At 41.2% G+C, this 23,358-nt stretch carries 23 protein-coding genes and 1 tRNA gene; 3 read left to right on the forward strand and 21 right to left on the reverse strand.

The features are described 5' to 3' along the window. Positions 1-38: 38 nt before the first annotated feature. Complete coding sequence (locus SWOO_RS07990) at positions 39-956, forward strand: DUF6268 family outer membrane beta-barrel protein (RefSeq protein ID WP_012324204.1); 918 nt, start codon at positions 39-41, stop codon at positions 954-956. Positions 957-1,005: 49 nt separating this feature from the next. Here SWOO_RS07990 and SWOO_RS07995 read toward each other — a convergent pair whose 3' ends face one another. The 18 genes from SWOO_RS07995 to SWOO_RS08080 form a co-directional block, all read right to left on the reverse strand. Then, positions 1,006-1,575, reverse strand: coding sequence for a chalcone isomerase family protein (locus SWOO_RS07995; RefSeq protein WP_012324205.1), 570 nt, complete (start codon positions 1,573-1,575; stop codon positions 1,006-1,008). 54 nt (positions 1,576-1,629) lie between these two features. Then, entirely contained in the window at positions 1,630-2,109 is a 480-nt protein-coding gene (locus tag SWOO_RS08000; protein WP_012324206.1) for a DUF2947 domain-containing protein, read from the reverse strand. A 166-nt stretch (positions 2,110-2,275) separates the two neighbouring features. Beyond that, complete coding sequence (locus SWOO_RS08005; RefSeq protein ID WP_012324207.1) at positions 2,276-4,777, reverse strand: 6-hydroxymethylpterin diphosphokinase MptE-like protein; 2,502 nt, start codon at positions 4,775-4,777, stop codon at positions 2,276-2,278. A gap of 120 nt (positions 4,778-4,897) precedes the next feature. Beyond that, positions 4,898-5,221: an acyltransferase gene (locus SWOO_RS26260; RefSeq protein WP_229377335.1), complete on the reverse strand. Its 324-nt coding sequence runs from the start codon at positions 5,219-5,221 to the stop codon at positions 4,898-4,900. A 219-nt stretch (positions 5,222-5,440) separates the two neighbouring features. Continuing rightward, positions 5,441-6,199, reverse strand: a complete 759-nt coding sequence (locus SWOO_RS08015) for an oxidoreductase (protein ID WP_012324209.1) — start codon at positions 6,197-6,199, stop codon at positions 5,441-5,443. After that, complete coding sequence (locus SWOO_RS08020; RefSeq protein WP_012324210.1) at positions 6,193-6,891, reverse strand: acylneuraminate cytidylyltransferase family protein; 699 nt, start codon at positions 6,889-6,891, stop codon at positions 6,193-6,195. The genes SWOO_RS08015 and SWOO_RS08020 overlap by 7 nt, the downstream gene beginning before the upstream one ends. Further along, positions 6,888-7,868 (reverse strand): Gfo/Idh/MocA family protein, encoded by a 981-nt coding sequence (locus SWOO_RS08025; protein ID WP_012324211.1) that lies wholly within the window; start codon positions 7,866-7,868, stop codon positions 6,888-6,890. Before SWOO_RS08025 ends, SWOO_RS08020 begins: the two co-directional genes overlap by 4 nt. Continuing rightward, positions 7,865-8,923 carry a nucleotidyltransferase family protein gene (locus SWOO_RS08030; RefSeq protein WP_012324212.1) on the reverse strand — a complete coding sequence of 353 codons (1,059 nt, stop codon included), beginning with the start codon at positions 8,921-8,923 and terminating at the stop codon, positions 7,865-7,867. The genes SWOO_RS08025 and SWOO_RS08030 overlap by 4 nt, the downstream gene beginning before the upstream one ends. A 1-nt stretch (position 8,924) precedes the next feature. Further along, positions 8,925-9,563, reverse strand: a complete 639-nt coding sequence (locus tag SWOO_RS08035; protein ID WP_012324213.1) for an acetyltransferase — start codon at positions 9,561-9,563, stop codon at positions 8,925-8,927. Further along, complete coding sequence (neuB, locus tag SWOO_RS08040; protein ID WP_012324214.1) at positions 9,556-10,635, reverse strand: N-acetylneuraminate synthase; 1,080 nt, start codon at positions 10,633-10,635, stop codon at positions 9,556-9,558. Before neuB ends, SWOO_RS08035 begins: the two co-directional genes overlap by 8 nt. Continuing rightward, positions 10,632-11,309 carry a PIG-L deacetylase family protein gene (locus tag SWOO_RS08045; protein WP_012324215.1) on the reverse strand — a complete coding sequence of 226 codons (678 nt, stop codon included), beginning with the start codon at positions 11,307-11,309 and terminating at the stop codon, positions 10,632-10,634. Before SWOO_RS08045 ends, neuB begins: the two co-directional genes overlap by 4 nt. Next, positions 11,299-12,456 (reverse strand): UDP-N-acetylglucosamine 2-epimerase, encoded by a 1,158-nt coding sequence (gene neuC / locus SWOO_RS08050; RefSeq protein WP_012324216.1) that lies wholly within the window; start codon positions 12,454-12,456, stop codon positions 11,299-11,301. Before neuC ends, SWOO_RS08045 begins: the two co-directional genes overlap by 11 nt. Next, positions 12,456-13,286, reverse strand: a complete 831-nt coding sequence (locus tag SWOO_RS08055) for a GNAT family N-acetyltransferase (RefSeq protein ID WP_012324217.1) — start codon at positions 13,284-13,286, stop codon at positions 12,456-12,458. The genes neuC and SWOO_RS08055 overlap by 1 nt, the downstream gene beginning before the upstream one ends. A 116-nt stretch (positions 13,287-13,402) precedes the next feature. Further along, complete coding sequence (locus SWOO_RS08060) at positions 13,403-14,551, reverse strand: LegC family aminotransferase (RefSeq protein WP_012324218.1); 1,149 nt, start codon at positions 14,549-14,551, stop codon at positions 13,403-13,405. 29 nt (positions 14,552-14,580) lie between these two features. Beyond that, positions 14,581-15,771 carry a UDP-N-acetylglucosamine 4,6-dehydratase gene (locus SWOO_RS08065; RefSeq protein ID WP_041418042.1) on the reverse strand — a complete coding sequence of 397 codons (1,191 nt, stop codon included), beginning with the start codon at positions 15,769-15,771 and terminating at the stop codon, positions 14,581-14,583. Between the two features lie 682 nt (positions 15,772-16,453). Further along, positions 16,454-16,529 (reverse strand) — tRNA-Arg (locus tag SWOO_RS08070). A gap of 91 nt (positions 16,530-16,620) precedes the next feature. After that, entirely contained in the window at positions 16,621-17,787 is a 1,167-nt protein-coding gene (locus SWOO_RS08075; protein ID WP_012324220.1) for a flagellar assembly protein T N-terminal domain-containing protein, read from the reverse strand. A 257-nt stretch (positions 17,788-18,044) separates the two neighbouring features. Beyond that, positions 18,045-19,817, reverse strand: a complete 1,773-nt coding sequence (locus tag SWOO_RS08080; RefSeq protein WP_012324221.1) for a GSCFA domain-containing protein — start codon at positions 19,815-19,817, stop codon at positions 18,045-18,047. A 610-nt stretch (positions 19,818-20,427) separates the two neighbouring features. Here SWOO_RS08080 and SWOO_RS08085 point away from each other — a divergent pair. Together SWOO_RS08085 and SWOO_RS08090 are read left to right on the forward strand one after the other, a co-directional pair. Further along, positions 20,428-21,054 (forward strand): FlgO family outer membrane protein, encoded by a 627-nt coding sequence (locus SWOO_RS08085; RefSeq protein WP_012324222.1) that lies wholly within the window; start codon positions 20,428-20,430, stop codon positions 21,052-21,054. Continuing rightward, positions 21,051-21,497: an LPP20 family lipoprotein gene (locus SWOO_RS08090; RefSeq protein WP_012324223.1), complete on the forward strand. Its 447-nt coding sequence runs from the start codon at positions 21,051-21,053 to the stop codon at positions 21,495-21,497. Before SWOO_RS08085 ends, SWOO_RS08090 begins: the two co-directional genes overlap by 4 nt. 277 nt (positions 21,498-21,774) lie before the next feature. On the opposite strand, the gene SWOO_RS08095 is transcribed toward SWOO_RS08090, so the two are convergent. The 3 genes from SWOO_RS08095 to flgA form a co-directional block, all read right to left on the reverse strand. Then, positions 21,775-22,200 (reverse strand): flagella synthesis protein FlgN, encoded by a 426-nt coding sequence (locus SWOO_RS08095; protein WP_012324224.1) that lies wholly within the window; start codon positions 22,198-22,200, stop codon positions 21,775-21,777. Between the two features lie 5 nt (positions 22,201-22,205). Continuing rightward, on the reverse strand, positions 22,206-22,532 hold the full coding sequence (gene flgM, locus SWOO_RS08100; protein ID WP_041417546.1) for a flagellar biosynthesis anti-sigma factor FlgM: 327 nt from the start codon (positions 22,530-22,532) through the stop codon (positions 22,206-22,208). Positions 22,533-22,616: 84 nt separating this feature from the next. Then, on the reverse strand, positions 22,617-23,324 hold the full coding sequence (flgA, locus tag SWOO_RS08105) for a flagellar basal body P-ring formation chaperone FlgA (RefSeq protein ID WP_012324226.1): 708 nt from the start codon (positions 23,322-23,324) through the stop codon (positions 22,617-22,619). Between the last annotated feature and the right edge of the window lie 34 nt (positions 23,325-23,358).

The raw sequence follows: 23,358 nt of genomic DNA on the forward strand, positions 1-23,358 counted from the left end.
AGAGTGATTTTATTTTAAATGCCGCTAAAGGAGCTAGCATGATCAATGGGTCTATCAATATTTGCCTGAAAAGAGCAATCGTCGTTTCACTGCTCTCATCTGTGGTTTATCTACCCAGTGTGTCAGCGTCAGGTAAACCCTCTTTCTCCCCTTTTAGTGTCTCAGTTTCCCGTATTGATACGGCTGAAGCGGATATCGGAGAGGGGCAAAATACCCTACAAAGAAGTTCATGGTTGTTTGATGCTAACGCTAAACTCCCTTTAAATAAGCAGTGGTCACTTGGATTCAATTTAGGGTATGGCGACCTAAATTACGACTGGAAGCAAGATGGCAGCTCGATTTTAAATCGCCAACTTCAGGGCTGGCAGCAGGTACACAGGTATAGCGCTGGCGTCTCATTAAGCTACCGTTTGAATAAGCACTGGATGTTTATGGTGGCGCCTAAACTGCAATACGCTTACGCTGACACAGCTAAATCAAGTAACGCCTCTAGTTATGGTGTTGTTGCCTCGGGGATGTACCGATTTGGTAATGGTAACTTGCTTGGATTAGGAGTGGCGTATTTAAATGATATCTCGGAAGTTAGAACGGTACCTTTCTTGGCGGTTAATTGGCAAATTAATGACTCATGGCGACTTGGAAACCCCTTTGCCGCAGGTTTTACGGGGCCAGCAGGTTTAGAACTGAGTTACCAATTAAGCCCAAGTGTGGACTTTGGTTTTGGTGCATCGAAGCGAACTCAAAGATTTTTACTTGAGGATGATGACACGACTGTCGAAGTGGATGAGTGGGTCAGTTTTTTACGGGCTGGCTGGCGAGTGTCAGAATCTGTGACGTTAACAGGTTACGCTGGGTATTACTTTAATGGTGAGTTGGAGCTGAATAAGCCGCAGGTGGAGGTTGAGACCATTGATTCTCAAGGCGCACTGGCTATTGCTGCTGAATATAGATTTTAACTGAGGGGCTAATCGTTATCTAGCCCCTTTACGATTTCTTATACTGGTGTTACTTGCCTAACATCGCTTTTTTCAAGCTGCTTTGAGCTGGCTCATCACCTAACCAAATTTTCAATAATGCTTGCCTGAATGCTTCACCTTCAATAGTGGCTTGGGCAATATTGTTTTTATAAGCTGTGACACCAGATGCTTTGCTGGTGGCGAGAGTAAACTGGTCTCCCTCTTTAATCTCTTCACTAAACAGTGCCATAAAGGCATCTATTTGAGACTGGATCGCAGCAGTTTTCCCCTCAGTTGCATCATCGAAACCTTCAGTAATGGCATCGCGCATTTTGTCAGCTGTGATCATACCTGATGTGATATTTAGGCGAATGGCCGATTGATCTGCATCGATAATTTGGGCGGGATCTGAGTTGGCAGCTGTTAGGTATAAACTGCCAACATAGAGATCAATAAAAAATTTACTGCGAACACCTGCGCCATTGAGTTGCAACTCAGTGTGAGCAAGGGTTATCTGCTCAGGTAGCTGAACGCCGGAGATCTCCATTGCCGAAGTACTCGAAGCGAATAGTAGTGAGCCAATCAGGCTTAGCTTAGTGATAGAGTGGGTGAGGGACATCAAAAACCTCTTAATTGTTTATATTATTGAGTAATACTGCTGTCGAGCTACGAGTTAGCCGCGGTTACCCAGTTGGTATTGTCCATTTTGGTGGATAAATACCGCTTGCTTCTGCTTGGGGGAGATAAGCAGTGGACCATCATCAAAAAACAGGAAACATTTCCAGTTACGCACAAACACATCCCAGCGAGTCTCTATTACTTGATATTTCTCATAACAGAAATAAACGACCTCATCCTCTTTCCATTCAATATAGTTAGCAAACATCTCTGGTAGCGCGGGATCTTCACTGTCCCATGCACTTTGCCAGTGATCAGTCTCTAGCCAAGCATTCCCCTTTGCGGGCCAATCACCTTTGCCAAACTGCTCAGCATTGCTACTGCGGTTGCTGATCCACTTGTTCCACACTTCCATTGACCCCTTCTGATCAAGCGGCTTGATAAAGGCTTTATCTTCATCGGTAACGGGGAGATCTTTATGGTTAAAAATCCATTTACGTTTGTACTGCTCAAGCGGGATATAGTTATGTGACAAGCGGGGACTCCGGAATATATGTAGTGTAGGAAAACACTGATAGCTTACAAATTCTGTAACTTTATGGCGTGTATTATACTTGCTTGTAGGCTTGTTTGAAATAAAAGCCAGCGCTTAACTGGCGTTTATCGAGTCTCTTGTAAAATTGAATTTAAAGAAGGCTAGCTCAGTTTTGCAGCTTTTTCAGATAACTTTGAGCTGTCTGGTTGTTTGGGTCAGCTTGTAGTGCATGGTAGAATGCTGTTTTCGCACTTTCTAGCTCTTTGACTTCAATCATAAACAGTCCAAGTTTTAGCCAAGTAGTTACATCTTCCGGATACTTATTTAAATAGTCTAAATAAGCATTAATAGACTCTTCAAACCTGCCTAGCAGTTTTAAAACGTGAGCGTGCTGCGGAATATAGTCTTCAGAACACTTGGTTAACTGTGTTAAAGCATATTCAGCGACATCTATTTGGCCTGTTTTTAGAGCCAGTAAGCTAATCTGTTTTAGCTCAATTTCGGTTTGTAACTTCTCATCTAAGTTTAACAAAACCTGCAATGCTTCAGTTTCATTTTTTTCAAGTTGTAATTGATGGCAATAGGTAAGGTGGTATAGTCGTTTTGCTTCATCACTATTATCAGATAATTTTTGGAGATTTTTGGCCATTTTAACTAAGGCTGTATGATCATTGTCTCTAATGAGTACGATGATTTTCTCAAAAACATTTTCCATCGATGCTGACTCTTTGACAGTCTCTATATACTCTTTAGGCGTGATAGCTAATTGTTCTATGTACTCATTTGTAATATTTTTTATTAGTTGAGTGTTTTTTTCTACTAACTCAGCACTATCTTTATACTCATCGCCCTGCTGCCAATTCTTGTGCGCAGAAAGCCAAATGTTAACACGACCATGTTGCAGATCTTTTCTCCAAAATTCAGTCAGTGTAGAAAAATCGGGTATGCTAGACAGCTCATCAATTCTATGATCCAGCCTTATTTGAGTGTCACTCACAAGTTCCTGTAATTGTTCAGCAACTACAATAAAAGCTTGGTAATAGTGATCTGTCATCTGATGTACATGATTTTTATTCCATTCATCAGTTTTTTTTGTGGTTAGAAAATCTGAGAACTCCGCTAAACCGTAGGTTTTGATTAACTTTGCGACACTTGAATAACTTTGATTTATTTTTTTATCTAAAAGATCAATTTCAGCAGTATTTTCTGAGCCTTGCTTAACTGTGATATTTTCATCTTTAAGTTGTGTATTCAACTTCAGCGCTTTTTTTGATAAACCTATGATATCTATCAATGTATCAGATAACCTACTGAACTCTTTTTTAGAGGTTAAATTATTTTGTTTTCTTTCTTGAATAGTTAGATTTGGAATCGACTCTAGTAATTCTGAAGGCGTTATATTGTTAAGCTGAAGTTGAATTTCATTGGTGTCCTTATAGGATATACCTTTCACTTTTGCAGCCTTTAGAGATAGGTTTAAGTACTCTATTTTGGGGTTCTGTGATGTTTCATTTGCTAAAGATTCCATGGCCAGTTTTAGCTGTGTAACTGTTTCTGCTTTTCTACCTTCATAGGTTTCTATCCATTCACCCATAATGCCTAAGTTGGGACCAATTTTTGCTTCGACTGAGCCTTTAGTATGAGTAAAACCATCATCTGTAAAACACAGATCAACGCCTGTCAGGATGATACGGGAAAACCCCATTTTAGTTGCTAAATGAACTGAAGCATTCGTTACCGTTGGCCCTAATGTTTCTATATTACCTTTACTTTCAAGTTGCCAAGGGTATTGACAGTCCATAAATAAACTTTTCCCCTCCCATTGACCTAAAAGTCTAGAGCTTACGTGGAATGAGTTAACAAATAAGCTAGATTCGGCAAGTGCCATCATATCTCTGTTGACTTCGAAGCTAAAATCATAGGGGTCTACTGACACAATAACGTGGGGGGTAATCCCCTCTGAAGCTAATTTTCCAGCTACTCGAGAGACTGCAATAATGAATAGTTTTTGATGATTAGATTTTATCCAATTGAGATTTTCATCTAATGATGGACCTCCAGCCACAACTAAACAGCTTTTACCATTAAACTGATTAGCCAATAGAGAAGCTGGCAGCATATTTTCAGAGACATTCTTAAACTGTTGCTCAAAGTATTTTTTTTGGGATGAACTGAGCATCTGTTCCAAATGTTCAGCTTCTAACATTTTTACTACTTGAGTATTAAGTATGCTGTATTCTGGGAGATGGCTAGATGTTGCTGCTAAACTCCTATAATGCTTGAAGTTATTTTTAAGTAAGTAGATACCATAAGATGTTGATGGAAAATTAGATTGGAAATCCTCCAAACTATAAATATATAGTTTATCGATTAACTCTTTTGGGATATCAATGTTCAATAAGCTCAGTACAGGGTTGAGCTCAATAAAGATAAATACACTTCCATCAGGAATGCCTTGCTCTAGTAGGTAGTTGACTAACAGCCCTGAATCCATGCCAACGATAATCTGTAACATATCTTCTTTAGCAAAATCTTTCTTAAATTTTTTGTCATATTGAGTTTTAGAGTCGATGGTATCAAACATCTTTCTATTGACACTCGGTAAGTAATATTCATCAAATGGACTGATTGAAAAAGTATTCTTTATGTTTGATTCAGCTAAATACATTTGATTCCTTTTAAACTTTGCAGGTTAATGTCAATAAAGTGGTGTGTACGACAGTTTTCAGACTATACATATTTATATGCTAGTCTTAGGCCAATTTTAATGCGAAGCAGGATAATATGACTATTTTAGCTGTTTTATTATTTTTGCAGGTTGGCCAGCTACAACGCAGAAGGGAGGGACATCTTTAGTCACCACACTGCCAGCGCCAATGACACTGTTTTGACCAAGGGTGACACCGGGTAAAATGATGGCATTAGCGCCTATCCAAGCGCCTTTGCATACGTTCACAGCTTGGGGGGCTTGATGTCCTTGAGAGAAAATAGGCTTCTGAGGATCGCTAAACTCATGGTTTGCGGTATAGATATGAACTCCTGAGCCGATTAAGACTAAGTCCTCGATAGTAATATTTATAGATTTATCACCATGCTCTGATCCAAATAACATAGTTCCTGGCCTAATGACGACATCGTTACCAATACTAATGTGGTCACAACAGATAGCATAGCTTCCTGGTCTCATCGCACTGTTGTGGCCAAATTTAGCAAATTTTTTCCGACATAACCAAGCACCAAGCCGTTTGGAGTGCAACAGGAGGTGAGTTAGAGGTATGTCTGGACCAATTCGCTTAACCTTGAACCAATAGCTTAGTTTCTTGAACATAATTTATAGTGTAAATCCATCATCAATGATTATGTTTTGGCCTGTTATATACTTCGATTGTTGCGAAAGTAAAAAGATGATCGAGCCCGTTAAGTCTTCGGGTGAAAGCATCCCATGGCCGTTAGTTGAATTTTTGTATGCGTTAAGAAACGCAGTGGGCTGGTTATCTAAAATACCACCAGGGCTGACACTATTGACTCTAAATCGACTGTCTTTTACAAAACTTGTCACATATTTATTAAGGTGGAGTAGGGCTGATTTTATGGCTGCATATTCGACAGGCATAGTCATCGCTGTACCATTATAGATGGAGAAATCAGGGGCGACTACGCCATAAATAGAAGAAATATTAACGACGGACATTGGGGCTTGTTGCTTAATAAATTGTGCCGCACATTGCTGTATAAAGAGAAACGATGAGCCTAAATGCAAAGACAGGTTTTCATTAAAGCTTGCTAAAGATACATCTAAAAATGAGGTGCCATACTGTTTATTGCGTGGGTAAGTACAATTAACGGCGCCAGAAATCTCGACCTGATTTGAGAAAAATTTTTTTACTGCCTCTTCATTATTTGAGTCAAGCTCTACCAAAGTTAATGAATCAGACTCAATTGTCCTGATTTCGCTAAGTCTTGAAGTCATTGCAGAAATTGATAAGTCTGTGGCTATCACGGTTGCGCCTTGATCGAGTATGGCGCAGGTTACTTGTGAGCCTAGTAAGCCTGCTGCACCAGTGATAAGGATTGTTTTCCCTTTTAGCATACCTGTCCTTTACTGCTTAAAATAGCTTCAGCGAATTTGAAATCATAGATATCGTCAATATCAACAGCTCTCTCTTTAGGTATTACAGTGTGAGCAACTTTTCCTGCAAAAAGGCCTGTTTCATTGAGAATATATCGAGGTGTTGATACGTATACTACGGTAGTAATGTCGTAAACAATAGGTGCATCTTGACGCCGGCATACCTCTTTTGAGTTGGCATTTACCAGTTCAACATGGCCAGACCCAGTCTCTTTTATCATGTTAAAATAGGGACTTCGATTAGCCGGTGTTGTGGATATACAGATATCTGCATTGCTTGTTTGAAGCTTATGCATAGCTGATTCAACATCTTCAACACTTCTTAGTGGGCTGGTAGCGGGTAAACTAATAAACCGTTCAAATTCACCATATTCACTCGTAACCCAGTTCACCGCATGTTGCCAAGAGAGCCATTCTGGAGAGTTATCGGTAGCTAAGTGGGCAGGTCTTGGGATTATTTCTGCACCAGATGCTAAACCAATAGTGGCAATTTCATCATCATCTGTTGAGATAAACACCTTATCTATGTCGGTGACATTGAGTGCGGTTTCGATGGAATAGACGATAAGCGGTTTGCCGAGTAAATTTTTGACGTTCTTTCTCGGGAGTCCTTTTGACCCTCCACGTGCAAAAATAAAGGCGTATTGTTTCATTGGGTGACTCCCCACGTCGCCTGCTGTTTAATTTGAGCAATCAAGTTGACTGTATGACAGGCATCTTCTAAGGATGCTGTTGTACACTCACCGCGTTGAATATTGTTGATAAAGTCAGTGACCATGTTGATGTACATTTGGTTCTTATCCCACTGAGGAACTGAGTAGAGTACTTGTGCGCCTTCATGATTGTGAAGAGTGATAGTATTAGTTAATAAGTCCCAATGCAGCCGACCTGTTGAGCCGATAAAAGTACACTCTCGTTGTGCTTGTTTCTGAACAAAATCCATATGAAGCGAGCAAACGCATCCAGTGTCATTTGTTAATACTAGGTCAGCAATCTCCTCAACGTCTAATGCCAACTCCTTGGTGCTTCTAAGTTGTGCATAGCTTAGCGTTAAAGGACCGAGTAACCAATGTAAGTAATCCAGTTCATGGCTTAATTCAAGGAGGGCACCTCCGCCAAGCGATCTGTTCGCGGAAACTGAATGCGTGTAATGCTTATTAGGTCGCCAATCAGGCAAATATTGTCCCACGCTAGCCTGACAGTTATATATATCACCGATAACATTATGAGATAAAAGGCGTTTAACCTCGATGGCAGAGCTAAGATATCTCAGGCAGTACCCGACTATCACTTGCCCTGAGTGTTGTTGAGTTAGCCCTAGAATACGGTCGGCGCTTTCTGGCTCTGAAGCCAAAGGTTTTTCAATCAAAACAGGGATGTCATGTTGGATTAACGCACTTGCGTGGGCCTCATGGAAAGGGCTAGGTGAAGCGACAATCACCAATTCAGGTTGGCTGTCGATGAGCATTTCAATACTTGAGAGCTGAAGATCGGCAAACTCTATCTCTTCGTCAGCGATTCTGCCACTGGCAGAAAGAGCAATAACTTTTGCATCTGGATAGATGAATTTCAGGTTTTGTCTATGACGCTTAGCTATGTTACCAAGGCCGATGACCGCGATGGTTTTCATTGTTCAAAACCAATTGCGCAGATATCTGCCTGAGCTTGTTTGAAGTCATCCATTTGGCCAATGTCGAGCCAATATTCATGGATTGGGAACATAAGAACATGCCCCTCATCAGCAATTTTTTGCTCTAGCAGCGTCGGCATATCGATATATGTATTAGCTGCAACACTCTTTATGATCTCTTGATTAATGACATAAATACCAGCATTCACAAAAAAGCGTTGTATCGGTTTTTCGATCATACCTGTAATGCGACTTCCGGTACCACTTATCACACCGTAAGGTATTTGATAGTCATACTCTCTGACACACATAGTGGCGTCAGCGTTATTGTCATCATGAAACTTGAGCAGCAGTTGAAAATCCACTTTGGTTAGAATGTCACCATTCATAACAATAGTGGGTAACTGAGGAATACTCTTAGGCAATAGGCCAACGGCTCCCCCTGTTCCTAATGGCGTATCTTCATGAACATAAGTGATGTTGATGTTCCACTGACTACCATCGCCAAAATGCTGTTGGATTTGTTCAGGCATGTAATGAGTTGAAATATAGAAATTGGTGAAGCCTGCTTGAATAAAATTGAACAGGGCTATCTCAAGTAGGGGTTTGTCTCCTACTTTTAACATAGGTTTAGGGCATCTATCTGTAAGAGGTTTTAGGCGCGTACCAAAACCGCCTGCCATTATCAGTACCGGATTGGCATAATGAGTCTGCTGTTGTGCACTCTTTAAGGTCTCTAATCCCACGAGGATATTATCTTTGACTAATGGGATTGATAAAATGCTGTGTTGCTGCATAAGTTGAAGCAGTTTTTTCTTCGATGTCGAAGGAGCTGCTGTTCTAGGGTTCGTATTCATCACTTGGGTGACGATAGCATCGAGTGATAAATTATTGAGTAAACCACGACGAATATCACCATCAGTGATCACGCCTAAAAGGTGTTGATTATGATCTATGACTAACGCTACCTGTAGCGCTTGAGAGTTGATGAGCTCTAAAGCATCGCGGAGCGTCTTATCTGGGGATATTGTTACTTTACTCAATATTGGGCTCATATTATGACCTTTTCTCTATCTGACTGCGATAACCATAAGCGATCGAATTATCAGGCATATCTTTAGTAACCGTAGCACCTGCAGCAACGATGCAGTGTTTTCCAATCGAGACGCCTTGTATGATATTCGCACCAGTGGCTACATGAGTGTGTTCACCAATGCGAACGTCTCCGCAGATTGTTGCTCCAGGGGCAATATGACAGTGCATGCCGATATGGCAATCATGCTCAATAATCGCTCCTGAATTAATGATTGTACTCTCACCAATCACTGCGCCAGTTTGTATGATCGCGCCCATGAAAATTTGCGAGCCTGCGCCAATCGTGGAATAGGGTGATAACATTGCATTTTGGGATATCACAGTTTCAAATTGATAGTTAGATTGCGTAAAGTAGTCAAAGATCTCATGACGTAAACTTTGGCCAGGTAAGGAGCCCAAGCCATTTACTAATTTAACCTTATCAGGGGAGAATTGTAAAACATCTTTATCTGAATCAAAGTGTTGTATCTCATTAAAGACCGAGCGAGCACTTTTACTGTGGCTGATCACCGCTAAAATTGTATGATTATTTTGCAATAAGATATCAGCGAGTACACTCGCATGACCTCCTGAGCCGAGTAAAATGACAGGTTTAGTCAAAAATCACCTCTCCGATAGCGTAATCTTTATCCGCTTTAGTGCCGAGCCGTTGCCAATATAGGTAGGGGCTTGCGCCAGTACCGGGTCGCTTAACTGCTAGGTTCTCAGTTGAGAAAATGTCACCTTTTCGAATGGGGTTAACTGTCACTAAGCTTTTTCTGGCAACGTTAATATTTTTTAATTCACTGACTTGAGGCGTTTTAACCCCATCTCCCATTGCCGCCTCTACAGTGCGAATCGCTGTAACCATGGCCGTTAGTTCATCAGGTTCCAGTGATGCCTTATGATCTGGACCTGACATCTCGTTATCTAAGGTAAAGTGCTTTTCAATGATGCTGGCTCCGCGAGCTGCTGCAGCGATGGGGATGGTGATCCCTTGACTATGATCTGAATAACCTACCTGTAGTGAAAAAACCGATGCTAAGGTATCCATTGCCTTGAGGTTTATCTCATTAAACGGTGCAGGGTATTCGGTAGTGCAGTGCAATAAGCTGACCTTTTCTTTTAGGGCTTTTTGCCCCTCTAGCGACATATAAGCTGCTGTAAACGCCTCTATACTTGGCGTTGAATCGTTTGATGTTGTTAGACCGAATGCGATAACCCCTAGTGCTGATTCAATCTCGGCTAAGGTCGACATACCTGTAGATAGAATGAGATCGCAGCCTGTACGAGCATGTTCAAGTATAAAGGGAGCATTGGTGATCTCACCTGAGGCAATTTTTAATGTCTTGAGCTGAAGTGTGTGAACTAAAAAATATAAACTTTCAGAGTCAAACGCCGTAGAAAGAAACTGTATACCAAGTTTGTTGCAGTAATTAATTAGGCGTTGATGAGCGTCGTGTGACAGCTCCAAGCGGCTTAACATTGTAAGTTGAGATTCGACTTTTTTTGTGTTGCTTATCTGATAATCAGCTTGCTTGGCTGTGGCTGTCACTAAACTTTTAGCATTAAAAGTTTGAAATTTAACGGCATCAGCTCCTGCTTTATGGGCGACATTGATGAGTTCGATGGCTAAATTCTCATCGCCATTATGATTAACGCCCGCTTCGGCAATAACAAATGTCTTACTCACCTAATAATCTCCTTCAGTAACATAAACGCTTCGGCTGATTCACAACCAGCCTGTACTCCTCTAACAAAGCTTAAGGATGAGATTGCTTTTCGACTTCTAGGAAAGGGAAAGTGACTCATCTCAGATTCAAAATGATCGAGAATATTTAGTTTTTGCTCTAAAAAATCTGAGATATCGACAAAGACATTAGGTTTAAAGCCTCCATCTTCAGGTTTAAGTCCAAAGTCTGTTTCTGATAGAGTTTCGTAAGCTAATATCCGCTTTATCGATGGATATCGAAAGGTTTTAGAAGAAGCCGTGATGGCATCAAAAACAACTTCGTGATCACTGTGGGCGTCATTTCTATACGCTGTGTAGATCAGTTCAGGCTCCACGCTTTGAATAACTGAAGAGATAGCTGAAATGATGTTCTTTTTTGGCAAACAGTCTAACGATGCGGGTGGAAGAAAAAGTTCATGAACCTGTTTAAATTTATACAGAAGTCCAACTTTGGCTATTTCATCTTTCCTTATGTTAATTTGCTCCTCGCTGAAGCCTGAATCGAGAGACATACCTGTGACAATCAACCAATGCACCTCATCGCCTATGTCGATATGTTTTAGAATGGTCCCACCGCAACCTAATGACTCGTCATCAGCATGTGGAGCAATAACAAGTACCTTTTTAGTCTTCATTTTTTAAAGGATCCTCTGTCTTACCGACTATTAATGCAAAGTTATTCTCTTTAATCAGAGAATAAGCAAGTTTGGCTGAGTTGCCATTTCCATAAGGATTAGAGATTTGAGCTAATTTTTTAGTGAACTCAGGTGAGGAAGCTTGTTTGATACCTTGTTTGATAGCTTTTAATGTGGCATCAACAAATAGGACGTTATCTGTGCAATAACGGTCCCTCTGCCTTGCTCCAACATTGACGCAAGGTACAGGAATGCTTGCAGCTTCGAGTAGTCCTGCAGAAGAGTTTCCGACAATCAAAGAGGATTGCTTAAATAAGTTTACAAATTGTTCACGTGACAAGTTTCCATATAATGTCACATCCTCATATTTTTTAGCTGCATGCTTTAAAGCTGAACGTATTTCAGCATTACCAGGGTCTGAGTTCGGTAAACCAAGAAAACAATGATACCCAGCAGAATTAAGAGATTCGACCATTGTGTCAATGAGTTGAGTTGATATTCTCTTTTCTTCATCTATAGGATGATAAATTAATATTGCTGCTGGCTTGGTTACAGTTTTATTTGCGATTAAGTCTTTAATATTTGGAATAGGCTTAACATTGTTAAATTTATCTAATGCAATACTGCCAATGTTAAATATACGTTGGGGGGGCTCCCCTAAAGACAGTAGTCTTCGCACATGTTCATCTGTGCTTACGAAATGGCAAGTCGATAGTTTAGATACGGCATGTCGAATGGGGTTGTCAATATGCCCATCTGCAGCATGATCCCCTCCATAAAAGTGAATCGTAGGTATTGATAAATAACCACCTAATAGTGCCCCAACCATGACTTCTTCACGGTCGCCAGCATAGATAATTAGATCTGGATTAAATGATTTTACGACATCAATAGCGGATATAAGCAATATTGATGCGCTTTTTAATCTACCTGCTGAACTGTTAGAGTCTAGTAAGCTCTCTATTTCCATTAAAATATCAAAACCATCATTCTTTATATCGTTAACTGTATGACCGAAAGACGTTGAGTTATGTGCTCCACCGACCAATAGTTTGAGTACAAAACTAGTATCTTGCTGTAATTTAAAAAATAATGGACTTAACAAATCATAATCTGATCTGATTGAGGTTATCGCTAAAATTTTCACTAAAAGATATCCGACATTGACATTTGTACAAATATTTTTGGCTCTGAACTTGTGTTAAAAGTCCTGTAACCAAATCGGTATGCAAAAGCGACTTCGCAACCGGAATTAGCCAAAAACTCCTCTGAAACAGGTAAAATTAAATTGATAGAGCTCATCGATTTGGCTAAATTTAAAGATGGAGCCGTCGAGAGGTGCATGACATCAAATCCATCATCCAATGCTTTGAGTCCAATGTTTTTATCGTAACTCCATGTTTGATTTGGCTTACTTGTTCTCCAGTTACAAACTTTTTCTTGACTAAGGTTTAGAGTAAAACTACTCGAATCTATGTGTTGATTTAGTTGTATTACAGCTAAATCAATCATATCAGCTTGCAAGGTGATGACCTTGTATTCTTCTGAAACTGTCCAACCTAAACGTTTTTTGAAACCTGGTACGGAGTTGTCATTGGGGAAGCCAAAAACAATGGCGGGTTCATTTAAGCTCTCTATTTTTTTATAAACTCGCTCAGCGAGTAGCTGAAAAAGTCTATGCTTTCTATAATCTACAGCGACCATAGTTGTCATCGATAAAAATCCGAGCATAGAGCTCGAACTGTTTTCAAGGTTCATGGGTATGACTGCATAGTGTCCAATTATTTTATTATCATGAATTGCAATGGATACTAATGGCTCACCAAAGGGGTTATCAAGATAAGCCCACTTCCATAAATCGCAATTTAGCTCCTTATCAAAGGATTCAAGAAAAAGTGCTGCAATACCATCATAGTGCATTAGTAACTGTGAAGTATTCTCTATATCAATAAATGAAATTTCATCAAGAATGTTCATAAAACTCAGCCTTTATTTTTCGTTCAAAATGCCCGCACACACAAACCACTTGAGCAAATAGGGTTTCTCTTTCTTTCATTCTCAGTTGAGTATCTAAAACTCCCATCCTCATAAAGTTATATTCTCGTGTTGATTGGACTACTTGGTAAATTTACCAGACGCTCTTCAAACCATTCTGAGTGCTGAAGTGAACCACGCAACGCATCTTTAAACATGGGAAGGCGATGCATCAGTTGCCAGACTGGCCGAGTCATCACCCCACTATCGTTGGTTAACTTGAGCAGTTTGTCACGACTATGAAGATTGGGACAAATAACCGCATTGAGCCAATAGTTCGATTTTGCGTAACTCGGCTCTTGGACAAAAAGCAATTCGCCGCCATCAAAGAAGCTGTTGTAATGCATTGCTAGAGCGCGTTTTTGTTCGATAAACAGAGGTAGACTCTCCATTTGAGCACAACCAAGTGCAGCATTTAAGTTAGGCATTCGGTAATTAAAGCCGGCTTCATCATGATAAAACTCGTAAGGGTGGGGCACCTTTGCGGTTGTTGTTATGTGTTTTGCTCGTATGCCATTGGCTTGGTTATTCGTGAGCAACACTCCACCGCCACCGGTGGTGATTATCTTATTGCCGTTGAAACTAAGTGCGGCAAATTCACCTATTGTCCCCGTATGTTTTTCTTTATAGCGTGAGCCTAAACTTTCGGCGGCATCTTCAATTAAAACAAGATTCCATTGCTGGCAAATGAGCACTAATTCATCCAGTTCAACGGGGTGACCAAAGGTATGCATAGGCATCACAGCTTTGATGGTTTGCTTCGTCTCTTTGTGAATACATAAGCCCTCTTCATTAAGAAGCCCATACTCTTCGAGGTAAGTTTGCACAGCTTGTGGGCTTAACCCTAAGCTCACGGTAGAAATATCGACAAAAATAGGTGCTGCGCCCATGTGATATAAGGCATTGCAAGTGGCAACAAAAGTCAGGGATTGAGTGATCACCAGATCGCCACTTTGTACCCCTGCCATGTATAAAGCGGTGTGCAAGGCACTGGAACCGCTCGAAGTGGCAATGGCTTTAGGAGACTGAGTAAAAGCTTCAATTTTTTGCTCGAAATCAGTGACAAACTTGCCAACACTAGACACAAAAGTACTGGTTATTGTCTCTGCAACATAAGCCTGTTCGTTGCCTGCAAACGTTGGAGCATGCAAAGGAATAAACTCATTGGTTTGATAGGTTTCTCGAATAAACTTAACTAATGACGACATAGCAATGAAGTCCTTTTAGCGTGATTCGTTTACATTTTTTCATCAAGAGACCTTCCTGTTTCTTTATGGCCGAACTCAGGCAGCATAAGATGAAAAAGCTGGACTACTTGCTCTTTACTCCATGACTTGGCTAACTTCATTGATTCGATCTCTTGTACGAATAACTCGAGTAGTTTTGGGTCGTATTTTAGTCTATTCTTGATGATCCCCAGCTCCGAAAATCTAGCCATATCCAGGGTTTCTTGTGCGGTAAAAAACTCCTCAACCTCCTTCTCACCAGTTGTATCACTGACGGTGAAGTAGCATGGCCAAATGCCTTTAGCTGGCAGTGTGGCAGCCAATTGCCGTGCCTCATCTTCACTTTGACAAATATGGGCTTGATAGCCTCTAGATGAAAGATACCTTACGGCGATGTCAGCAAAGGAAATAAGATGTTGCTCTTCATCAAGTTTGGGAAAGAAAATATCTCGATTTTCACCAAAAATACAAGACATTAAACAGAGTTCGCCAGATTCTTGAGCGGTGACAAAGTAACGTTTAATATCTGTCGGGGCAACAATAGGTTGTTGCTTTAACATGCGCTGATTAAAACTATGTAGCAATGATCCATCAGAGAACGCCACATTGGCAAAACGTGCGGTTGATATTGTCATCTCTTCACTGCGACGCATCAGGAACATCTCCATGATACGTTTAGAGGCACCCATCATATTGACTGGGTTGGCGGCTTTATCGGTTGATACACAGAAGTACTTCTTCACACCAGAGGCTATCGATTGCTCAATTGTCTTATCGGTGTTGAAAATATTGATATTTATCATGCGCATTAAGGTGAAGGGATCTTTTTCGCTTCTGACATGCTTAAGTGCAGATAGATTGAGTACATAATCATACTGACCATCTTGAGCTATAAACGCGTCATATTCTATCGAGTCGATATCGAGCGCGAAGGTTTGAAAGTCCCCATTGATGTACCCAAAAGAGCTGCGTATATCTCTGACTAGCTCAGCTAAGTTATTCTCGCTGATATCGACGACATGTAACTTTAATGGAACACGCTTAAAAATCTCTTTTACCACAGCCTGACCAATAGAGCCTGCACCACCTAGAACGAGAAAACGAGACTGACTAACCTCATCGATTAACTGAGCCTTGTAATGCCCAATATCTTGAGTAAACAGTTCTTTCTCTCTTCCAATTAGCTTTAAGGTGTTTGTCATTGTGCTACCGATGGTTTGATGCATTCAACTTATAGATAAGTCAGCTATTACAAGTGGATCTAGTGATAACTAAAGTCTATCTTATTTTTTACTAAAAATATTTTTAATACACCGAGAATTAATGCAAAAAATGAACCAAATCACTAACATCCCCTTTCTAGGTACCATAATGAGCTGACTTTCAGTAACCTCTGACAAGAAATTGGCTATTTCACAGGAAAGGGCGAGCTTGGGAGCACCACGGTAGAACTGATGGGGGAATGTGACTGTGATTGTGAAAGAGTCTAAAGTGGATAGGTTACAGATTGTGTCAGTGTTCGTGTAAAAAGTAGATACAACAGCTCTCATTAATTTCGAAATTCAGATGAGGATAAGCATCTGAGTTAATCCGAAAGCCCTAATTTGCTCCGACCCCTTTATCAAAATCGAAGAGACGAACTTGTTTCAGATAAAGGTGCAGATGCGGCTGTGGCCGTTGACAGCATGGATGCTGTCGTCGAGCTTACAGGGACGTACTTGTTGCGTGTCACAGAAGTAGCTTCACATCAGCCTGCGGCAAGCAATAGATAACGCTGAACTTAGTTGAACTGAAAAAACGAAACAGATAACAATGAAAGTTGATGTATCAGAGCTAACTAAGATGGAACTGCCCATCAAGTACCAGTCGGCACTTGGAAAAGTTTGGTCTCCCCACAGGGACTCGAACCCCGATCGATCGCTTAGGAGGCGACTGCTCTATCCTGTTGAGCTATAGGGAGACGGGAGTGATTATACTGGTTTTCTCCCTAATGAAAAGAGGGGATGAAAAGCTAATTAATTTAGTTGCTTATTTCTTATACTCTTCATAGCTCACATCTTTATCGCGATGTCGTTAATCTGCACATTGTAGGCGGCTTTTTGGTTCACTAACATTGCTGTGGCAGTGTCTTGAGTGACTTGGTCTATCTTAATGGTCGCTTTACTCTCACTGGCTACGGCGCGCATCTTGTCAAAACGATCAGGCATGTTTTCTTGAAGGACTAGCTGGAACGTGTCTCCGACGCGGATCCCATGGCGGCGACCTAGATTAATGATCACTCTGTCATGTTGCTTAGCGACCACCTGACCAAGAATGGGGCGGCAGGTTAAACTGGTATCAATCTCTTGTACTGCTTGGGCTAGCACCTTGTCGATATCTTTTCCGTAGGCTGAGTTCCAGAATCGATTTTGATTCGAGGGAACTGTCTCCTGACGTTCAAACTCCCAGGGCGCCGATGAGGTGAAATCTTGACTCCAGATCTGCTCGCCACTGATCCCGTGGTAAAGGGAGAGCCTGAGTTGAAATTGGCGAATGGGATCGCTGCTCCAGAGTCCTAACATGTTGCTCTCGGCAGGGTTGGTGGAGATATCGATGATCTCTGGAAGCAGCACATATTGGCTGTCGGTTATTTCGCTGAGCCAGCTAGGTAGTCTGTAACCTCTGATATCCACTAAGGCTTGTTCTATATCGAGTCGCTCATTGGCGTGAATATGGGAGAAACTGCTATTTGAGGACTGGGTTAGTGCATTACCAATGCGAACAGAGAGGGCTTTTTCAAAGGCGCCGATATTGCCGTAACGCAGTTGTGCTCTGTCTCTTATCATCGACTGGGGCACTAATATTGCCGCTTTTAGTGACTGGCTGTCACATTGGGCTTGGTGAGCGCTGGCTCCGATAACATCAACTTTTACCATGACAGTGAGTTTATTGCCCTCTATTAGCTCGTTGATAAGCTCAACTTTAGCGGCTTGGGACTGTTTTTGTAGTGAAAAACTGTCTTGGGTTAATTGACCATTATTAACCGTTTGAGTACTGGTAAAGCTGGCGCCATTTTGAAGTGTGGCATAGGTTAGGGCTTGATGAATGGCATCTTCGCGAGCTTTGGTGACATTGCCATCAACAATATTAGACTCCCCTTTGACGACGACCCAAGCAGCCACAGCTAAGTGGGAGTAGAGCGATATTAAGGTAAGCAGAAGCAAGGTTACAAATTTCATTTTATATCCATCTATTGCCGTCGATATCAGTGATGAGTGGCGCTATCGACATAAAAATGACAGTAACAGCGACTGTCAGCCATATGTTTATGGTAAAGCAATTATCATGCCTCTATCTTAATAGCAGAGCTTATTAGTGTTTTAGCTGCAGGGTAAGTCTATATTGGTCATGCTTAGTTTGAATGTTTTGATAAATCGTGGTTATGGGCTTAGCCCATAACCATCAGGTTAGCGCGAGATGACTCTCCGTTCTGGAGTTATTTTTGTTGGATTAATGGGATGAGTTTGTTTGCGAGCCAGCTGTAGTATTTATCATTGCCGTGGATCCAATCATGATTACCGTCAGCGTATTGTATCTCGGACAGATAAGTTTCAGGATCTGTGACCTCTTGATCGAATGTCGTCGCTGCATTAAAGAAGGTAAGACCAAATTGACTCCATACATATTCCACTGCATAGAAATATGAGTAGATGAGGTTTGTCATCGATTTAGACTCTTTAAAGTACTGACAAAATGGTGGATCGGATACCACTATCACTGTGTGTCCCTGATTGTGAAGCTTCAACAAGATAGAGAGTTGATCGGTGAGATCATCATTAAAATAGTCGACAAACTCTTTTGTAGTGATTTCATCAACGCCTTCTGGGTAGGTTTGCTCTAACCATTTGGAAAATCGTGAGATATTCTGATGTGTCTGCATTCCTAGGTTAGTGATGATGGTGGAATTCGCTAAGGTTTTATCTTGCTGATGAGTATTTAAGTTTACTAGTATCTCAGACCAAAGCTTCCTCGAAATGGCGCTCTCGAGGGGAACAAAATACTCGGCATCACACATGGCAAACTTCTTTTGTGAGAAGCCTGAACCGTTCATAACCATACCGCCACAATGGGGGATATCCATTTGGTTTAGTGAGCGTGATAGTTTACCCATATGGCTGTCACCAAAAAGGGTGAGGTTCACCTTTTGAGTTTGTTGTTGGCTCTCTTGAAGTTTTTTTGTGGCTTCGAGTAACTCATCTTCGCAAACGACTTCATTAGTATCCGGCTGCTCTATAGTGGTTTGAGCTGTTTCATCATGAACTGTTTTAGGGGAACTCTGTTTATCAATCACAGTTTTGAAATGCTGCATAACATAGTTGACAGCTTGTGGAGTGACAGATCTTAGGTTGCTCTCAAATCTAAAGTCGCCAGCATTGGGAACGGTTATTAGTTCGTATGAGGGGAAGTAAGAAAATTCGGAATAATGATCGCTCATGAAGCCTGCAACGGTCCGCAATAATGATTTTGAACCTTGATTGGCAACTAAGATATGTTTGTCAGTCATGGTAGCTGTTAAAGGTACTGGTGATACCGTTAAAATGATCTGAATCGTCGGGTTGATGGATTTGAGTCTTGCAGAAATCGCTTTAAGATCTGCACATAACTCTTCATAACTGAAGTTATGGAACTGATAAATAGAATCATCAAATTTGCCAGAGATGATCCCTGGGCAACTGGGATAGAATACATCTTCATTATCTCTCCAGGCCTCAGTCAACCCTAAGGTAAAAACCAGTACATCTGTGGTTGTGATTGTTGCGCGCATTTCTGCCGAGGCCTCGCTGCGAGCTGTCACTAAATCAGCTAGTGAGTCAAAACCTGCAGGATTAAAGTTGGGCCTTAATAGATCGTAATACCTGTTGTCCTTACAATAAGTAGCGCAATTAATATCAAGTTGGCTGCCCCTGTCCTCAATATCAAACCATTGCAGAAAGCCCCTTGGTGTATAGAGGTTACCAAATGCAAAACTGGAAACTTGGTTGGATTCAAGCTTACTTTGATTAAATAGATAACTACCTGCGTTTAGCCACTTACCAACATGCTGTGCAAAGCAGGATCCTATGGATGAGATCCTAGGTGTATGCTGATTTAAATGAATGTTATGAAGTTTGGGAAATATCTCGTGTCCAAGTTCAATATCAGCAACACCAGTACGCCAAAAGGAGCTATCGCCTTGATGACTATAAGGTGTAAATCCTGTTTTTTGCATAATGTTAGCTCCAGATCTTTAATAACTTAAAACGAAAAAGTGCCATAGTTATGGCGGTTTACGTTCTTCTTTGCTGACTAAAGCAATTAGTGTGCCTCTAAGGCAGCGTTAGATAAATAGATTAAAGTTATGTGCAAAAAGGCCGATGTAGTGGCTAGTAGAGCTGTATTAGCTCAGAGAGTGCGTGTATTACTGTGTAGTTAAAGTCCTTTTGGCTTGATACTTGCTTTCTCTATATATACCCAAGCTACCTCAAGATGCTCGTTTCAGAGCTCCCGTAGGATAGCTGAACAAGGCAGTGATTGAGGATAATGGTTACTCCCTTGTTGATATCACTAACGCAGTGCAGGAATTCTACGGGAACTCCCGAAGGGCAAGGCGGGAAGCAACATTTTTCTGTGTTATGAAATATTGAATTAGAACAACTAGTCCTACTATTTCATGCCTTGAACTCTGTCACTTCTCGACATGCTGAACTCTGCATCTTGAAGTCGTTTGGGTATAAGATTATTAAGTGAGCTTGTCAGTGTTAGTTTGCCCATTTGGGATGTTTATTTTTATATTAGCTCTGTCGATTCATTGAATTGTTTGTTTAATTTAAGGTTTAGCCATGCGTACCCTACAGCTTGTTTTATTTACATTACTCCTTAGCGGGTGTGCTCAGCAGGTACACACTACCAAGTCACCGCTTGCCGACGGCAATCGGTTGCCGTCAACGTCGGCCATTAATCATGTTTCACAGCAGATTGCGAACGAGTTGGTAAGGCAAAATGATGCTTTACGTGCTAATCAACCTTTGCTGGTTGCTACACCTGTTTTACTCGCTGATTTAAATCAGACCAATGCTGTAGGGCTTCAGCTCCAGGAGGGGTTAACTGCAGCAATGCACGATCATCAATTTAGTTTGGTCGATATCAATGTGGGCGAGAATATTCGTGTCACCCCTCAGGGGGATTTTTTATTGACGCGAAACTGGAAGCAACTGCCAACCGGTATTGCTGTTGAGCATGTATTGGTGTCGACCATGAGCATGAGCAGCGAAGGGATGGTGATTAATGCCAGAGTCGTTAATATTACCAATAATCGTGTTGTCTCAGCCTCACAAGCGAGTTTTGGACTTGAGCAGTTACCAGGATATTTAAGGGCGTCAGAACAGGTGGTCTCTCAAGATGGATTACTTTACCGAGACAGTGGCATGGGAGAGAAAGAGGTGAGAGTGATTGGAGGTTTGAAATGAATAAGTATTTAATCTTGATAGTATTCTTACTATCTGGATGTGCATCCCAAGATCGATACATAGAGTGGGAGACGCAAAAACCTGAGAGCTTTCCAAAGCTGACCGCTATTGGCTATGCAACTTTAGATGCCCAACCCTCGAAGAGTAAGTCTCAGCAGGTTTTGATGGCGATGCAAGCCTCTAAAATTGCTGCTTATCGTGAACTTGCTGAGCAGGTTTATGGCCAAGAGCTCTCTGCGACCAGTAAGGTTAACGATTGGATGTTAACTGATGATGCGATACAAGCTTCTGTTACAGGCATTATTAGAGGGGCTAAAGTGGTCAAGAGTTATCCAGCGGGAGAGCACTATGTCACTGAGCTGGAACTGGATTTCTCACAAGTTTGGGCGCTTTATCAACAAAACAATAGGCCGCAAACAATTAAGAGTGTGACCTATTTTTAACTTTTAAGAAGTAACAAGTAAGAAGTTGAGGATTATCCCTCAACTTTTTAATGTCCTATTTCTATCATGATTATTTTAATTCCCCTAGCAGAACAGATAGCTTCCTTTTATTGGGCACTCTTATTGCACCCTAACGATTGAATTCTAGTGTTAGAGTCATTAACGATGAGGGGGAGGGAGCTGTACTGATTAGCTGATAAAGGTACGGATACAATTGTGCTGTGAACTGAGGGAGCTGGGGGCAAGTTTAGAGGCGATTAGCAGACTTAGCTGCTGATTAAGCTTTTAAGTTATTTCCTAAGGTCGATATTGTCGATGTCTTACCTTTGCCATTGTAAGTGAGGCTTGATGCATTTCTACTGGCCTGAAGAGCTTGGGCGAAACGATTGACACTGGCCAAGTTGAGCTCAATTAAGCTGGCATTTTCCATATTAAGCTGCTGACATTCTGCAAGCTGCTCTTTGGCAATCTTCACTTGATTGACGAGAGCTGGCTCAGTAGAAAGCGCTGCTATGTCGGGTTGAGCGGATAAAACACCATCATTGGCCTTTAAGGCGTCAAGTAACTTAGCTTTGCTGGAAGCCAGTGTAAGTAAAAGCTCGGCATCTTGATCAATCAATGCGCTCTTTTCTTCAGATATTGTTACTTTCAGCTCTTGTAATAGCTGATGTTGCTTTTCAATGATGCTGGATAATTGGCTCATACAGACTAATTGAGATCCTTGAGTTCATTTTCAAACATAGCGATGTTGCTAGCAAGCTTTTCAGGATCGACTTTATAGCGTCCCTCAGCGATCGCAAGTTTAATTTCAGCAACTTTCTGCTTATTCACTTCAGGAATGTCACTCAACTTTGCTTGGATGCTCTGCAGTTGTTGAGCTTGAGAAGTGATCGACACTGAGTCACTTTTAGGAGGCGTGCTAATTGAACTAGCATTATTACCAGCTTGACTCGTTTGAGTGTTGGTTTTGTTCGCTGATGCCTTGTTTACATGGGCGTTAGCAGCGGAGTTTACTTGTTTAATATCAATAGCCATCATCAGGCTCCAGCAGTAAAAAAAAGAAGAACATACTCGTGTATCGGCAAGGATAAGTAGAGCTTTAGTATATTTTTACGTTTTTTACATTCTAACTTCAACTTCACCTACACCCGTGACGGTAGCATGCAGACTTTTATTGGAATGTGTATTCTTAATTCGGATTCTATCACCTAAATTTCCATCTCGCAGCGCTTCACCGACAGTTTTTATCACGACATTTGCCGAACGGGCGTATATTGAGACAGTATCGCCTTTACACACAAAGCAAAGATTACTACTAAATATAGGTTGATTAGGGGGAATTCGCCTCTTAACTCGAGTGCCGACGACCTGCTTAATGTCGTCAAATTGCTGACCTCTGAGGTTTGTTCTATCAACGTACTCGATTATGACATCATCGTTGGAAAGTAAGTCACCTGGGCCTAATGTCTCTCTTGCAACGACAACTGGATAGAGTATGTCTACGCGCACTGAGAGAAAAATTTGCCAAGGGTAATCCAGTTGTGGGCTATCACAACTTATTTTTACCGTATTGGTTCGTTTAATGGCTCTATTTGTCGCAAGCTCTGCCTTTACGGGGGGGAAGCATGCTGGTGGTGTAATTCGCGTATCTAGGCTTTGAGGGGTGATCTTTACTTTAGCGTCACCTGAGACATCTATTTTTTTTTCTATGGTCTCTATAGCTAAATTTGATATGGTCGATAAAGAGGGCACACTAGCCTGAGTAGCACTTAAGGCGTGTGTCGAGAATAATAATGTGAATAAAATGAGTACATTTTTTACTTTCATAATGAATAGACTAGCTTGAATCGCTAGATTACAC

The organism is Shewanella woodyi ATCC 51908 (assembly GCF_000019525.1).
In the GTDB taxonomy this organism is placed as follows: Bacteria; Pseudomonadota; Gammaproteobacteria; order Enterobacterales; family Shewanellaceae; genus Shewanella; species Shewanella woodyi.

Coding starts and splice junctions, on each gene's coding strand:
- SWOO_RS08015 (WP_012324209.1), bottom strand. CDS start 6,199: ATGCTAAAAGGGAAAACAATCCTTATCACTGGTGCAGCAGGCTTACTA.
- SWOO_RS08065 (WP_041418042.1), bottom strand. CDS start 15,771: ATGACAAACACCTTAAAGCTAATTGGAAGAGAGAAAGAACTGTTTACT.
- SWOO_RS08075 (WP_012324220.1), bottom strand. CDS start 17,787: ATGAAATTTGTAACCTTGCTTCTGCTTACCTTAATATCGCTCTACTCC.
- SWOO_RS08025 (WP_012324211.1), bottom strand. CDS start 7,868: ATGAAAACCATCGCGGTCATCGGCCTTGGTAACATAGCTAAGCGTCAT.
- flgA (WP_012324226.1), bottom strand. CDS start 23,324: ATGAAAGTAAAAAATGTACTCATTTTATTCACATTATTATTCTCGACA.
- SWOO_RS07990 (WP_012324204.1), top strand. CDS start 39: ATGATCAATGGGTCTATCAATATTTGCCTGAAAAGAGCAATCGTCGTT.
- SWOO_RS08090 (WP_012324223.1), top strand. CDS start 21,051: ATGAATAAGTATTTAATCTTGATAGTATTCTTACTATCTGGATGTGCA.
- SWOO_RS08085 (WP_012324222.1), top strand. CDS start 20,428: ATGCGTACCCTACAGCTTGTTTTATTTACATTACTCCTTAGCGGGTGT.
- SWOO_RS26260 (WP_229377335.1), bottom strand. CDS start 5,221: ATGTTATTTGGATCAGAGCATGGTGATAAATCTATAAATATTACTATC.
- SWOO_RS08060 (WP_012324218.1), bottom strand. CDS start 14,551: ATGTCGTCATTAGTTAAGTTTATTCGAGAAACCTATCAAACCAATGAG.
- SWOO_RS07995 (WP_012324205.1), bottom strand. CDS start 1,575: ATGTCCCTCACCCACTCTATCACTAAGCTAAGCCTGATTGGCTCACTA.
- SWOO_RS08030 (WP_012324212.1), bottom strand. CDS start 8,923: ATGAGCCCAATATTGAGTAAAGTAACAATATCCCCAGATAAGACGCTC.
- SWOO_RS08080 (WP_012324221.1), bottom strand. CDS start 19,817: ATGCAAAAAACAGGATTTACACCTTATAGTCATCAAGGCGATAGCTCC.
- SWOO_RS08020 (WP_012324210.1), bottom strand. CDS start 6,891: ATGAAACAATACGCCTTTATTTTTGCACGTGGAGGGTCAAAAGGACTC.
- SWOO_RS08055 (WP_012324217.1), bottom strand. CDS start 13,286: ATGAACATTCTTGATGAAATTTCATTTATTGATATAGAGAATACTTCA.
- SWOO_RS08005 (WP_012324207.1), bottom strand. CDS start 4,777: ATGTATTTAGCTGAATCAAACATAAAGAATACTTTTTCAATCAGTCCA.
- SWOO_RS08045 (WP_012324215.1), bottom strand. CDS start 11,309: ATGAAGACTAAAAAGGTACTTGTTATTGCTCCACATGCTGATGACGAG.
- flgM (WP_041417546.1), bottom strand. CDS start 22,532: ATGGCTATTGATATTAAACAAGTAAACTCCGCTGCTAACGCCCATGTA.
- SWOO_RS08095 (WP_012324224.1), bottom strand. CDS start 22,200: ATGAGCCAATTATCCAGCATCATTGAAAAGCAACATCAGCTATTACAA.